The 14259-nt window shown below is 43.0% G+C and carries 16 protein-coding genes and 1 other annotated feature; all 16 genes read right to left on the reverse strand.

What is annotated here, in order from left to right; all coding sequences use genetic code 11:
- Nucleotides 1-26: 26 nt before the first annotated feature.
- Entirely contained in the window at nucleotides 27-1343 is a 1317-nt protein-coding gene (locus FLK61_RS11170; RefSeq protein WP_176009537.1) for a solute carrier family 23 protein, read from the reverse strand.
- Nucleotides 1344-1448: 105 nt separating this feature from the next.
- Complete coding sequence (gene pyrR, locus FLK61_RS11175; protein ID WP_176009538.1) at nucleotides 1449-1979, reverse strand: bifunctional pyr operon transcriptional regulator/uracil phosphoribosyltransferase PyrR; 531 nt, start codon at nucleotides 1977-1979, stop codon at nucleotides 1449-1451.
- 180 nt (nucleotides 1980-2159) lie between these two features.
- Entirely contained in the window at nucleotides 2160-3077 is a 918-nt protein-coding gene (locus tag FLK61_RS11180; protein WP_176009539.1) for an RluA family pseudouridine synthase, read from the reverse strand.
- On the reverse strand, nucleotides 3064-3540 hold the full coding sequence (gene lspA, locus FLK61_RS11185) for a signal peptidase II (protein ID WP_176009540.1): 477 nt from the start codon (nucleotides 3538-3540) through the stop codon (nucleotides 3064-3066). The genes FLK61_RS11180 and lspA overlap by 14 nt, the downstream gene beginning before the upstream one ends.
- A gap of 69 nt (nucleotides 3541-3609) precedes the next feature.
- A complete protein-coding gene (ileS, locus tag FLK61_RS11190) occupies nucleotides 3610-6369 on the reverse strand; it encodes an isoleucine--tRNA ligase (protein ID WP_176009541.1) in 2760 nt (919 codons plus the stop codon).
- Between the two features lie 78 nt (nucleotides 6370-6447).
- Nucleotides 6448-6666: a binding site (T-box leader), on the reverse strand.
- A 49-nt stretch (nucleotides 6667-6715) separates the two neighbouring features.
- On the reverse strand, nucleotides 6716-7216 hold the full coding sequence (locus FLK61_RS11195; protein WP_176009542.1) for a DivIVA domain-containing protein: 501 nt from the start codon (nucleotides 7214-7216) through the stop codon (nucleotides 6716-6718).
- A gap of 106 nt (nucleotides 7217-7322) precedes the next feature.
- The gene (locus FLK61_RS11200) at nucleotides 7323-8099 is read right to left on the reverse strand and encodes a YlmH family RNA-binding protein (protein ID WP_176009543.1); all 777 of its coding nucleotides are present in this window, start codon (nucleotides 8097-8099) and stop codon (nucleotides 7323-7325) included.
- 12 nt (nucleotides 8100-8111) lie between these two features.
- Complete coding sequence (locus FLK61_RS11205; RefSeq protein WP_176009544.1) at nucleotides 8112-8378, reverse strand: YggT family protein; 267 nt, start codon at nucleotides 8376-8378, stop codon at nucleotides 8112-8114.
- Between the two features lie 15 nt (nucleotides 8379-8393).
- A complete protein-coding gene (locus FLK61_RS11210; RefSeq protein ID WP_176009545.1) occupies nucleotides 8394-8822 on the reverse strand; it encodes a cell division protein SepF in 429 nt (142 codons plus the stop codon).
- Nucleotides 8823-8827: 5 nt separating this feature from the next.
- The gene (locus FLK61_RS11215) at nucleotides 8828-9517 is read right to left on the reverse strand and encodes a YggS family pyridoxal phosphate-dependent enzyme (RefSeq protein ID WP_176009546.1); all 690 of its coding nucleotides are present in this window, start codon (nucleotides 9515-9517) and stop codon (nucleotides 8828-8830) included.
- Between the two features lie 65 nt (nucleotides 9518-9582).
- A complete protein-coding gene (locus tag FLK61_RS11220) occupies nucleotides 9583-9837 on the reverse strand; it encodes a YlmC/YmxH family sporulation protein (protein ID WP_176009547.1) in 255 nt (84 codons plus the stop codon).
- A 97-nt stretch (nucleotides 9838-9934) separates the two neighbouring features.
- Complete coding sequence (sigG, locus tag FLK61_RS11225) at nucleotides 9935-10723, reverse strand: RNA polymerase sporulation sigma factor SigG (protein WP_176009548.1); 789 nt, start codon at nucleotides 10721-10723, stop codon at nucleotides 9935-9937.
- Between the two features lie 84 nt (nucleotides 10724-10807).
- Nucleotides 10808-11506, reverse strand: coding sequence for an RNA polymerase sporulation sigma factor SigE (gene sigE / locus FLK61_RS11230; RefSeq protein ID WP_430708819.1), 699 nt, complete (start codon nucleotides 11504-11506; stop codon nucleotides 10808-10810).
- A 23-nt stretch (nucleotides 11507-11529) separates the two neighbouring features.
- A complete protein-coding gene (locus tag FLK61_RS11235) occupies nucleotides 11530-12390 on the reverse strand; it encodes a sigma-E processing peptidase SpoIIGA (protein WP_176009550.1) in 861 nt (286 codons plus the stop codon).
- Nucleotides 12391-12655: 265 nt separating this feature from the next.
- Nucleotides 12656-12829 (reverse strand): hypothetical protein, encoded by a 174-nt coding sequence (locus FLK61_RS11240; RefSeq protein WP_176009551.1) that lies wholly within the window; start codon nucleotides 12827-12829, stop codon nucleotides 12656-12658.
- 287 nt (nucleotides 12830-13116) lie between these two features.
- Nucleotides 13117-14238, reverse strand: a complete 1122-nt coding sequence (ftsZ, locus tag FLK61_RS11245) for a cell division protein FtsZ (protein WP_176009552.1) — start codon at nucleotides 14236-14238, stop codon at nucleotides 13117-13119.
- Between the last annotated feature and the right edge of the window lie 21 nt (nucleotides 14239-14259).

Consider the following 14259-nt stretch of genomic DNA (forward strand, 5'->3'; position numbering starts at 1 on the left):
CTCACGGGACAGCCTTAAAGGGCTTATTATGCTGCTGGGTGTTTCTCTTGTTCACTCGACATTGCTTCAAACATTTCTTCTTCAGATCTCACAGGATCTTTACCAGGAAGAACTTGATTTAATACAATCCCGACAACTGTTGCGAGTGCCATTCCAGGAATGGATAATGATTCGTTTACTTGAATCATTGCTCCACCTATTCCAATCACTAAGATAACAGAAGAAATGATTAAGTTACGTTTGTTCCCAATATCGACTTTATTATCAATAAGCATTCGTAAACCACTTGATGCGATGATACCGAAGAGCAGGATGGATACTCCGCCCATTACTGCTGTTGGGATCGTTGTAATAAAAGCAGATACTTTACCGATAAAGCCGAAGAGGATAGCTAGTGTTGCTGCTCCACCTATGACGAATACGCTAAAGACTCTCGTTAACGCGACAACGCCTATATTTTCTCCATAAGTCGTGTTTGGAGGTCCTCCTAAGAAGGAGCTTATGATCGTCGCAAAACCATCTCCGAAAATAGAGCGGTGTAGACCTGGCTTTTTAACTAAGTTTTTGCCAACAACTTTGCTTAGTACCATTTGATCTCCGAGGTGCTCAGTTAATGTGACAAGCGCGATAGGCACCATGATGAGGATGATCTCCCATGACACAGATGGTGTGTACGTGACGAATGGGACTAAGAATGGTGGTGCTTCAATCCAAGCGGCTTCTCTAATGGCCGTCAGATCAACAATGCCAGTAGCTAGCGCGAGTGAGTAACCTGCTGCTATCCCGATGAGGATGGGGATAAGGCCGAAGAACCCTTTAAAGAACACCGAAGCAATGATCGTAATGGCGAGTGTTGCCAGTGCGACTGCAAACAGCGTGCCATCATATGCGCCAGTCTCTGGATTGTTCATGGCCATGTCAATTGCAACTCCGGCAAGGCCGAGACCGATGACCATGATAACTGGTCCTACGACAATCGGCGGTAGTAGTTGCATCAACCACCTTACGCCAGTGCGTTTAATAATAAGTGCGACAATTGCATATAGGATACCTGCAAAGAAGCTTCCGATCATGGCGCCTTCTGGTCCGCCAATTAAAATCGCTGATTGAATGGGAATGATAAATGCAAAGGATGAGCCTAAGTAGGCAGGAATTTGACCCTTTGTAATAAGGAGATAGCTTAGTGTCCCAAGGCCACTCGATACGAGAGCGACTGCTGGGCTTAAGCCAGTTAGTAGAGGTACTAAAATCGTAGCGCCAAACATGGCGAATAAGTGCTGGAGGCTCAATACGAACCATTTGTCAAAACGTGGGATTTCTTGAATGCCGACTTCTTTATTCATGTCTTATTCCTCCTAAATTCATTGAGCTTAAGAGGCTTATTCGCGCTATATATGCAGGAATAAGACCCCTTTGTAGCCTCTCTGGACTACGTTAAAGGATGTTTATTAAATGATGCGTACTTGCTCTTCTTGATCTACTTCAGTAAGCTTGACATCCACAACCTCCGATTTAGAGGTTGGTACGTTTTTACCTACATAATCTGGTCTGATTGGTAGCTCGCGGTGTCCACGATCTATGAGGACCGCTAGCTGTATCTGAGCGGGTCTTGCAATATCGATAATGGCATCGAGTCCTGCTCTCACCGTTCTGCCTGTGTATAACACATCATCAACAAGCACGACTTTTTTGTTCGCGATATCCGTTTTAATATCTGTCCCGTGAAGCTTTGGCTCATTGGACGCATTTTTGTGAGATAAATCATCTCGGTATAGCGTAATATCAATTTCACCAGTGGCAACACGTTTGCCTTCGATATCTTCAATTCGAGCTGCTAATCTCTCCGCAAGATAAGCTCCTCGTGTTTTAATCCCGACTAGGACGATATCATCTGTCCCTTTGTTGCGCTCAATGATCTCATGTGCAATTCGAGTTAGCGCGCGCCTGATTGCTTGTTCGTCTAAGATAGTCTTGGACATCTGTACCCCTCCTATTTATGAAAATTAGCCGCAAAAAAGCCCTGACGGCTAGAAGCGTCAGGGCGTGTATAAATAAACAGACTGATCCTGCTTACACGTATCCTTGACCGCCTCACGGGACGCTTCTTAAAGGATGTTTCAATTAATCTTTCATAAGTGTGCCAGATTTAATACTAGATGTCAACGCTCAAATTTCTTTGCATGCGCTAAAGACTTCTTAAAATCTTCTGGAATTGGAGCAGTAAAGATCATCTCTTCCCCTGTTGTCGGATGCACAAAGCCTAAGAGCTGAGCATGCAGGGCCTGACCCTCAATTGGGAAGTCATGCTTTTTTCTTGGTCCGTACTTTGGATCACCTACAATAGGGAATTCAATGTATCGCATATGCACGCGAATTTGGTGCGTACGACCAGTTTCTAACTCACACGCAACGTGTGTATGGCGCTCAAAGCGCTCCATTACTTGGAAATGAGTGACAGCATCACGACTGTTTTGCTCTGTAACTGTCATCTTTTGACGATCTTCAGGGTCGCGGCCGATCGGAGCATCAATTGTTCCCTTATCGTGAGGAACGATGCCTGCAACAATCGCTTCGTAGCGACGTTTTGTCGTCTTGTTCTTAAGTTGCTCAACAAGCGACACGTGTGCCTTATCATTTTTAGCAACCATAAGTAGCCCAGACGTGTCCTTATCAATACGGTGCACAATACCAGGTCTTGCAACACCATTTATACCTGAGAGGTCACGACAATGGTGCATAAGACCATTGACTAGTGTTCCACTAGAATGTCCTGGCGCTGGGTGAACAACCATACCACGAGGCTTATTAACGACGATAACGTCGCTATCCTCATAGACAACATCTAAGTTTAAATCCTCTGCTTCAATCTTTAACTCTTGTACTTCGGGTACATTTACGACAATGGCATCTTCAAGCTTTAACTTGTAATTACTTTTAGACGTTTCGCCATTGACTAACACATGTCCCTCTGTAATCCATTGCTGTACAGCACTTCTAGTAAAATCCTCGTGCTGATCTGTCAGCCACTTATCTAGTCGCTCACTTTTTACATCACTTACAAACTCATGCTTTTCCATCTACTCTCTCCTTCTTTTCGCTTCGCTCTTCAAAGAAAATGTAAATAATCGCTATACCTACACCTACTACAAGCGCAGCATCTGCAACGTTAAAGATGGGGAAATTATAGGAAAAGATATACGTATCAACAAAATCGACGACCTCGCCTTGACGAACGCGGTCAATAAAGTTCCCAATTGCCCCACCTAAAATTAGTCCTAGTGCGATACCATACCACGGACTCTTTACTTGCGTTTTAATCATATAAACAACGACTGAACAAACAATTACCGTCGCAATAACAAATAACGTCTGTTGACCTTGAAGAATGCCAAAAGCCGCACCAGCGTTACGGTGTGACGTTAAGTAAATGACGTTTTCGATAATCGGAATACTTTCTCCAATTTCCATGTTGCGAACGACGAGCCATTTCGTCAGCTGATCAAGCCCAATAATGACGAGAGCTATTACATAATATATCACGTTTATCGTCCTCCGTTTTCGCATCAAGACGTACCAGAGAGCAACGTCTCTGATACGTCCGACTATCCATTATGCATTTTGGTAATGCGTCACTACTGTTTCTGTACATTCTGGGCATAGGGTTGGATGATCGCTGTCTGTGCCTAGCTCATTTGAGACATAGCGGCACCTTTCGCATACTTCCCCTTCAGCTTGCTCTACTAATACAGCTACATGCTCGTAGTTTGTTGCACCAACAGGCGCTTCGTCTTCTACCTTTACATCGACCGCAATAAACAAGCGGTGAAGCTCATTTAATGAACGAAGCAGTGCGACATCATCTGCTGAACCAGATAGAGTTAGTGTTGCATGCGCACTCTTATTGATCCCTTTTTCGTTACGAGCATCTTCGTATGCCTTTAAGACATCATCACGAAGAAGGACAAAACGATCCCACTTCTTTACAAGCTCTTCGACTCCAGTAAACTCTTGAACCTCCGGCATATCCGTTAGCTGAACAGCCTCTTCTGACACGCCAGGAATGAATCCCCAAACTTCCTCTGTCGTGTGAGAAAGGATTGGAGAAAGTAACTTAGTCAGTGTCACTAGTGTATCATACATCACCGTTTGGATGCGGCGGCGGCTGATATGATCTTCTTCTTTTAGATATAGGTAGTCCTTACCGATATCCATGTAGAAGGAGCTTAGTTCGATCGTACAGAAATTGTGAACTTTGTTATAGACCGTTGAGAACTGGTACTCATCATAGCCTTTACGAACGTCTCTCACAAGGTCATTTAACTTCACAAGCATGTACTGATCTAAACCAGACAGGTCTTCGTAGCTAACTCGGTGATTAGCTGGATCGAACCCTTCTAGGTTCCCTAAAAGGAAGCGGAATGTGTTACGAATTTTACGATATACTTCAGCAACCTGCTTTAGGATTGCATCCGATACGCGTACGTCTGCCTGGTAATCTACAGAAGCAACCCATAAACGAAGGATGTCAGCTCCAAGCTGTTGCATCACTTTATTAGGAATGATCGTATTACCAAGTGACTTACTCATTTTCTTCCCTTCGCCATCTAATGTGAACCCGTGGCTGATGACAGATTTATAAGGTGCCTTGCCTGTCACAGCTACAGAAGTAGATAAAGACGAGTTAAACCATCCACGATATTGGTCAGATCCTTCGATATACACGTCAGCTGGTCGTACTAAATCGTCACGCTCATGCAGGACAGCTTGGTGAGAGGATCCTGAGTCAAACCATACATCCATAATGTCTGTTTCCTTTGTAAACGTCCCGTTCGGGCTGTGTTCTGACGTAAATCCTTCAGGAAGTAACTCCTTTGCATCCCACTCAAACCAAATGTTTGATCCGTGCTCACGGAATAGGTCAGATACATGCTCAATCGTTTCATCCGTAATGATTGGCTCATTATTCTCGCCGTAGAAAACAGGGATTGGCACTCCCCATACGCGTTGTCTTGAGATACACCAGTCACCGCGATCGCGTACCATGTTATAAAGGCGCGTTTCGCCCCACTTAGGTAGCCAAGTTGTCTCTTCTACTTCACGGAGTAAATCTTCGCGGAAGTCTTTAATAGAAGCAAACCACTGAGACGTCGCACGGAAGATAACAGGCTTCTTCGTACGCCAGTCATGTGGATACGAGTGCGTAAAGAAGTTGAGCTTAAGTAGCGCTCCGACTTCCTCTAGCTTTTCACTGATTGGCTTATTTGCTGCGTCGTAAAACAGTCCTTCAAACATAGGTGCTTCATCTGTGAAGACACCTTTATCATCAACTGGGCAAAGTACGTCAAGGCCGTACTGCTGTCCAACGATATAGTCATCTTCCCCGTGGCCTGGAGCTGTATGGACACAGCCTGTACCTGCATCAAGTGTCACGTGATCACCTAAGATGATCAGGGACTCACGATCATAAAGAGGGTGCTTTGCTTTTGCATGCTCAAGCTCCGCTCCTTTGTGAGTAGCGACTACTTCGTAGTCTGTCCACTCAAACTGACCAACTAACTCTTCAAGCAATCCTTCTGCAACGATATACTTTGCTCCGTTTACGGCAACTGTCACGTAGTCAAGCGTTGCGTTTAACGCGATCGCTAAGTTTGCTGGGATCGTCCAAGGTGTTGTTGTCCAGATGACAAACTTTTCGTCCCCTTGTAGTACTCCTCTACCATCTGTTACATCAAACGCTACATAGATAGAAGGAGAACGCTTATCGTGATATTCGATTTCTGCCTCTGCTAGCGCAGATTCAGAAGAAGGAGACCAATAAACTGGCTTTTTACCTTTGTAGATATAGCCTTTTTTCGCCATTTCACCAAAGACTTTAATTTGCTGTGCTTCGTATCCATGATGTAGTGTCACGTATGGATTATCCCAATCTCCGCGGACACCTAAACGCTTAAACTGCTCACGCTGGCTATCTACTTGCTCTAACGCATACTCAGCACAAAGCTTTCGGAATTCAGCAATGCTTAGCTTCTTGCGATCCACTTTGCCTTTTTTCGTTAGTGCTGTTTCAATCGGAAGTCCGTGTGTATCCCAGCCTGGAACGTAAGGCGCATGGAAGCCTGTCATGGATTTATGTCGCACGATAAAATCTTTGAGGATTTTATTTAATGCGTGACCCATATGGATATCACCGTTTGCATACGGTGGTCCATCGTGAAGAATAAACGTTGGTCGACCTGCTGTACGCTCCTGTACCTTCTCGTACAAACGTCTTTCTTCCCAATCCTTTTGCATATCCGGCTCACGATTCGGTAAATTACCGCGCATCGCGAATTCTGTTTTTGGCATTTTTAATGTGTCTTTATAATTCATGATAAATCCTCCTTAGAGAGTTAATAGATTACCTGTCGTGTATAATGGGATGTAAAAACACAAAAAAACTCGCCCCTAAAAAGGGACGAGTTACACCCGCGGTACCACCCAATGTAGTGCAAACCTGCACTCACTTAGCATGACGTATCGATCATGACTCGGTGCAGCCTACTAAGCATCGCTTTTCGGTGCACTGCTCCAGGGTGATCTTCAAATCGACTTCTTTGCTAGGCTCACACCGTCCCTAGCTCGCTTTAAAAGCTCATTCGACTTTACTATCCCTATCAACGCAAACTGTAAATTTCTTATAAAGTATATCTGAGGATGATGTCTGAGTCAAGTACTACTAGCGGCTCTCGTAGGACAATTGCTCGCGATCTTCTGCGTCATCCGCAAGCTCATCCCAGTCATCGGTATGTAGCATTTCAAGCTGCGCTTCAAGCAGCATTTTAAATCTTGTACGGTAGACAGATGATTGCTTTTTAAGCTCTTCAATCTCGTACGACACTTTTCGCGATTTTGCTAGCGCATCGTTAATAATCCGATCAGCGTTCTTCTCCGATTCCTTTACGATGAGCTTTGCTTCTTTAGAGGCACTTCGCTTTACCTCTTCCGCAGTCTCTTGGGCCACTAAAATAGATTTATTTAGCGTAGTCTCTATGTTTGAAAAGTGCGTAAGCTTATCCTCAAGCTCGTTGACACGATCAAACAGCTCTTTTTTCTCTCGAATGATAAGCTCGTAATCTTTGATGATTTGATCTAAAAATTCATTAACCTCGTCTTCATCATAACCTCGGAATCCACGTGTGAATTCTTTATTATGAATATCTAATGGCGATAGTGGCATTAATGTTGCACCTCCGAAAATTTACGTAATTTATCTTTGATTCGACAAGCAAGTCAAATATCCTCTAAGTTAGTAATAAAAATGCGAATTTATTTAAAATATGTAGCTATGCGCCAATTATTCCAACTATGATACGTTGTTTACCCTTCTTCGTCTCGCCACCAAGCTCGATAATTTGACAGCGACCACTTCCTCTAAGTGAAAGAACATCTCCTTCTTTCAAAAGATATGCAGGATCCTCAATAATTTGCCAATTAACCTTTACCTTCTCAGATTGGATAAGTGGTTTTACTTTAGCACGTGATAGCTTAAATACTTCCGCCAACACAGCATCCAGTCGAAGGGATGATATAGTGCCTGACTGCTCTCTCATCTCTTCGTCAGGTGTCACGAGAGAACCTGGTTGTAAGGAATCTAGCGTTATTCCGTGTTTACCGACGTGGGTAAACTCCTGTTCTACAAAACCAGAAACTTCTTTTGCAACAATGATCTGCGCTCTTTCGGATGCGATAATGATATCTCCGAATTTTTCTCGCTTCATTCCAAGCCCCATTAAAGAACCGAGTACTTGAGGGTGTTCAATCGACGTATATTTTTCAGGATAACGGATATCATAACAAGCTAGCTCAAAATCTTCTATGCTTGGATCTAAATAATCTGGGTGCAGAAGCGCTCGTTTTCTTTCTGCACCCTCATACGCCCCGTGAAAAGAGACGAGCACTTCCGATTTAGCCCCAATAAGCGATAGTAAAATTCGTTGCTTTCTAGGATCTAAAAAGTCTGTTAGCTTTGCGCGATACTCTCGTTCTACGATTTCTTTCCAATCAAGCACTTGGTCGACAAACGCGTGCTCTTCCTTTCGATAGTGCTGATAGACTGACAAGACAATCGCTCCTTAGATCAAAAAGTTATAAAATAAGAACTGAACACCATTTTGCGCAAAACGGAGCACAAAGATTGCAATAAGTGGCGAAATATCGATCATTCCAAGTGGTGGAATAATTCTGCGGAACGGCTCAAAGTATGGTTCTACCATACGACCAAGAGCTTGTCCGAAATTCGACTCGCGTGCATTAGGGAGCCAAGACATAAATATATAAATAATACACATGAACCAGTAAACATTCATTGCTGTTAATATAACATTTAATAAGACTTCCATTTCTTTCTCACCTTCCTAGTCTTGAAATAACTCTGAAATCGATCCTGAAACATTAATGTTATCAGGCGTGCATAAAAAGATATTGTCCCCAAGCTTTTGAATATCTCCACCTATAGCGTAAACTGTTCCGCTTAAAAAGTCGACTATTCGTTTCGCCTGTTCACGTGGGATGCGCTGCAGATTAATGACAACGGCGCGACGATCTTTTAAGTGATCCGCAATCTCCTGCACCTCATCGTACGAATGAGGCTCTAAAAGAATCATCTTCGACGTTTGTTGAATGGAGCTTAAGCTAACAACATTAGGCTTGTCCCCTTTTGTTTGCTTTTTGTTTGTAACGGGGAGGTGGATGTCTTCGTCACGATTTTGCTCGACTTCAACCTCTCGCTCTTCATAATCATCTTCCATTTCAAAGAAACGTTTGATCTTCGTTTTAATCGTCACTTACGTCACCCCTTTTTTTCGTTACCAACTAAGCATGAGCCAAGTCGAATATACGTTGCGCCTTCTTCAATAGCTACCTCATAATCATTAGACATTCCCATAGACAGCTCTGTACACGGTGCATGAGCGAAGTTTTTTGACGCGATCTCTTGCTGAAGCTCTCTTAGCGCACGAAACGCGGGTCTGACTGTTTCAGGATCCTCGACGTGCGGAGCCATTGTCATTAACCCAACGATTCGAACCGCCTTATACTCTGCTAGCTTCTCAATGAACGGCAACACCTCGTCCGGTGTTAACCCAGACTTCGATTCTTCGCCAGTTACATTAACTTGAACGAAGGCAGAGATAGTTCGCCCATCTTCCACTCGTTTTTCAATCTCTTTCGCAATCGACTCACGTTCGATCGAATGTACAAAGTCAAACGCATGAATCATCTCTTTTACTTTCCGAGATTGAAGGGTCCCGATAAAGTGCCAAGTAGCATCATGCTTAATATCATCAAATTTATTCATACCTTCTTCTAACCGATTTTCACCTAAATCTGTAATACCGGCTTTAAGTGCTTCTTTTGCTGTCTCTATCGAAACGTATTTAGTCACCGCAACAATTGTCACATCGTTCGGATTACGATCCACTTTATGACATGCTTGTGCAATGCGCGTACGAATTTCTTCAAGGTTATTTACTACAGACAAGGAAAGACCTCCTTCTTTACCATTTAGGACTCTACCCTTAATAATAAAGAAAGTTGGTCGTACTATCAATCTTTTCCTATAGAAGCCGCTTCAGCGATTTGAACGAGAATGACATCCTGTCCAATTTTCTTAATTTGTACCCACGGTATAAATAGCTCCGCTTCTTTATTAAAAAGGGATCTCACCCTTCCTTGGCCGATAATAATAGCTTGTACAAGCCCTTTATCTAAATCGACATCTAAGTCTACGACGTGGCCTAATAGCTTTCCAGTCGAGACATTCACCACTTCTTTTGTTGCAAGCTCTGTCATCGTAATCATGATACATCCCCCTAACTCAATTTACTCTACTTCTACACCGTACGATTCAAACACGCAAAAAATACCGAGAATTCGTCTCGGTATTTCGCAAAACCTATTAGTCACGTGCTAGCTGATTCATATCTTTTACTGCCGATTTTTCAAGCCTCGATACTTGCGCTTGAGAAATTCCAATTTCCTCTGCTACTTCCATTTGCGTCTTGCCTTCAAAGTAGCGCATACGAACGATTTTTTTCTCCCTATCATTTAGGCGGAGCATCGCTTCTTTTAACGCTAGCTGATCGCACCAATTCGTATCTTTTTCTCGGTCATCACGAATTTGATCCATCACAAAAATTGGATCTCCACCATCCTGATAAATCGGTTCAAATAAGGAGACAGGATCTTGAATCGCATCAAGTGCAAATACAATATCCTCAGTAGGAATATCTAATTCTTTGGCAATCTCTTGCACGGTTGGCTCTTGTTCTCGTGGTCTAGTTGCCATGAGAGAGTCTCGGACTTGAAGCGCTCTATACGCTGTATCTCTTAGTGATCTTGAGACTCGAATTGGGTTATTATCTCGCAAGTAGCGTCTTATTTCCCCTATAATCATCGGGACTGCATACGTCGAGAATTTGACATTTTGTGAGAGATCAAAGTTATCGATCGATTTCATTAGTCCAATACAGCCTACTTGAAATAGATCGTCGACATTCTCTCCTCGATGGTTAAATCGTTGAATCACGCTAAGTACAAGTCTTAAATTTCCACTAACCAGTTTTTCACGTGCATCGTCGTCCTCTTCCTCTTGCATTTGTTTAAATAAAATCCGCATTTCTGTATTTTTTAATACTGGAAGTGTGGAAGTATCCACGCCACAAATCTCCACTTTATTTCGCGCCATGATGATCCCTCCAGTCAGGAGATTACTTACAAGCTCAGTATCTCCTTAAGGAAGAATTATATGCAGACGTCTACATGCGTTCTTTCACATCATTTTGTTAAATTCTTTTTGAAGGCGTCTAATAATCCGCTTTTCTAGGCGAGAAATATAGGACTGAGAGATACCTAATAAGTCTGCAACATCTTTTTGTGTACGCTCTTTTTCCCCCGATAGACCAAAGCGAAGTTCCATAATTTGCTTCTCTCGATCATTTAATGAGAGTAGTGCATGTTTAAGGAGGCGTCGATCTACGGTCTCCTCCATTCCTTTTGTAATAATATCCTCTTCCGTACCCAGCACATCAGATAATAGTAGTTCGTTGCCGTCCCAATCAATATTTAAAGGCTCGTCAAAAGATACCTCTGATCGGCGTTTATTATTTCGACGCAAATACATGAGAATTTCGTTCTCAATACATCTAGATCCATAAGTAGCAAGCTTTATTTTTTTCTCAGGATTAAACGTATTAACTGCTTTAATTAGCCCGATGGTTCCGATGCTTATTAGATCCTCAATGTTTATCCCTGTATTTTCAAACTTACGGGAGATATATACAACAAGCCTTAAATTCCGCTCAATTAGCGTTGCGCGTGCCGCTTCATCAGGTAGCTTAGCAAGGACCGCAGCCTCCTCATCCTTGGACAACGGTGGTGGTAATGCCTCGCTTCCACCGATATAATAGACCTCTTTCCCTTTTACATGAAACCTCATTAGAAGCTTATAATACCAGCGCTTTACATACATTTTCTCAAACATGATTATCCCCCTCATCCTTCCATAGATTCGTGTAGTAAGCAGTTGTATCTATCTGTATCACTTAATGTTTCACTTAGGGCAACATAGACGTGACATGATTCCTTTTGACCGTTCCTTTCTAAGTTACAAGAGCTTGGTTTCCAAACAACTCGTAGTGCCTGTCCAGCAACCGTTCTAATTGGTACAACCGTCATGTCAATCGACAGGTTGTCCATATTATTCGTTATAAGCTTCTGTATCTGCTCTTCTGCTAATACTTCTTGAAGCTTGTCTTCATTGACAAATATAATCGGTCGTTTTGTCAATGGATCCATTGCCTGATTACCAGTATCAATAAATCCTTTCAATCTCACCGTTGCTTCCTTAGATGCTAGTATGACAGGCACTATTTTTTCTTCCATTCGTTTAATCGCGCGAAGTAAAAAATCTCGGTGTTTTACAAATAGCCAGAGACCTGGAAATGAGATCACGATAAACCCCCACGATAAAGGGGACCCATATGGGCTAAATCCAGGGTTCTTTAAAGCTGTCGCGAACGATTGATCGACTGTCAGAAAATAATGTACCGCAAGCATCCCTCCACCGATCGCAAACTGTACAAAATAAAACGTCCCAGTCAGTTGTAGCAGCCGGATAATACGTCGTTTACCAAACGTCGCACGGATGATAAGGAGTGAATAAAGAATTTTAACTACTGGCATCAGTAAAAATCCAATCTCTGGTACTAGCATGACCCACAGATACAGAGAAGCGAGTAACGCACCACCAAGCTTTCGTTTTATGCTTGGTTGTTCCTTCATAACCAATGCGGTCAACGTTAAAATCATGTAGTCCATGATGATATTCATTGCAAAGAGAATATCAACAAACATGCCCCACTCTCCCCCCTTCTTGCATAGTAAAAGTGTAAAAGATCATGTCTAAAAAGTGTGTCTAACAGTGAGGAAAATTAGCACTAGTTTTGGCGGTTTATGTAAGGAAAGGCTTTTATGTATAGAAGAAGTTATTTTGAGGAGGTCTATAGTGAAGGTTTATCGTTACCACGTATATAATGGCTGAGTGTGTGCATTTATCGGCAGCTCGCGTGCATTTTCCTTTTCACCACGTGCATTTCCACCCCCTCTGTCTGCATTCTTTTCAACCGTGTGCATTTATCTCTGCGTGGTGTGCATTTATAGGCTGCTCGCGTGCATTCTCCTCTTCACCATGTGCATTTCTACTCTCTCTGTCTGCATTCTTTTCTGCCGTGTGCATTTCCTTCTGCGTGGTGTGCATTTCTTGTTGGCTCGCGTGCATTTTCCTCTTCACCACGTGCATTTCCTCCTCTTCTGTCTGCATTCATTTCAGCCGCGTGCATTTTCCCCATACAGCATGCATTTCTCAGACGCTCGTATGCATTCCACCACCCACTCTCTATCTGCATTCTTTCCATCATACTAACTCACTCAATTCCCTCACATACTCCAACCACCAACTACTCTCTCCATCTAATGCTCCTAAACACAAAAAAAGAGAAACCGATATCATGCATCGGTTTCTCTTTTTATATTACTTATTTAATTAGCACAATCCCAAAACTCTTATTCTTATAACGCCCCTTAACGGTTACGTCTATTTCGTAAGAATGTTGGAATATCTAACGTATCCACTTCTTCTTGAGACTGTTCTCTTGTTGGTGGTGCTTCTTCAGTTGAAGCAGCAGTTTCTTTTTTAGCAACTTGTTTTTTCGGTTGGCTAGAAGGAGCACGGTTTGCTTGCTCTTGTTTACCTTCTTCAAAACCTGTTGCAATTACTGTGACGATGATTTCGTCTTTTAGGTGTTCATCAATGACAGAACCGAAGATCATGTTTACTTCGCTATCAGAAGCGTTAGAAACGATCTCAGCGGCTTCATGTACTTCAAAGAGGCTTAGGTTCGTTCCTCCAGTAATGTTCATGAGGACGCCCTGTGCACCGTCTACCGATGTTTCTAACAATGGAGAAGAAATAGCTTTCTTCGCAGCTTCCGCGGCACGGTTTTCGCCAGTAGCAACACCAATACCCATTAAAGCTGAACCTTTTTCGCTCATGATCGTCTTAACATCAGCAAAGTCAAGGTTGATTAACCCTGGCACTGCGATAAGATCCGAGATACCTTGTACACCTTGACGAAGTACGTTATCCGCTTCACGGAACGCTTCAAGCATTGGTGTATTCTTATCAACGATCTCAAGTAATCGATCATTAGGAATGACGATTAACGTGTCTACTTTTTCTTTAAGGGCTTGAATACCACCAGTAGCCTGGTTCATACGCTTACGACCTTCAAATGTGAACGGGCGAGTAACAACACCAACAGTCAACGCGCCACATTCGCGCGCGATTTCAGCGATGACTGGTGCAGCACCAGTACCGGTACCTCCACCCATTCCAGCTGTGATGAAGACCATATCAGCACCTGAAAGTTGCTCTTCTAACTGCTCACGGCTTTCTTCTGCTGCTTTCTTCCCGATTTCAGGATTCGCTCCAGCTCCAAGACCGCGCGTTAGTTTACCACCTAACTGTAAACGTTCAGAAGCTTTTGAAAGCTTTAATGCTTGTGCATCTGTATTGACTGCAATAAAATCAACACCTTGTAATCCATTCTCGATCATTCGATTTACTGCGTTACTACCGCCACCACCGACACCGATGACTTTAATCGTGGCTAGTTGCTCTGTATCCATTTCAAAATCCAACATATCCGATCCCCCAATCTAATT

It is taken from the genome of Paenalkalicoccus suaedae, assembly GCF_006965545.2.
GTDB classification, from domain to species: domain Bacteria; phylum Bacillota; class Bacilli; order Bacillales; family Salisediminibacteriaceae; genus Paenalkalicoccus; species Paenalkalicoccus suaedae.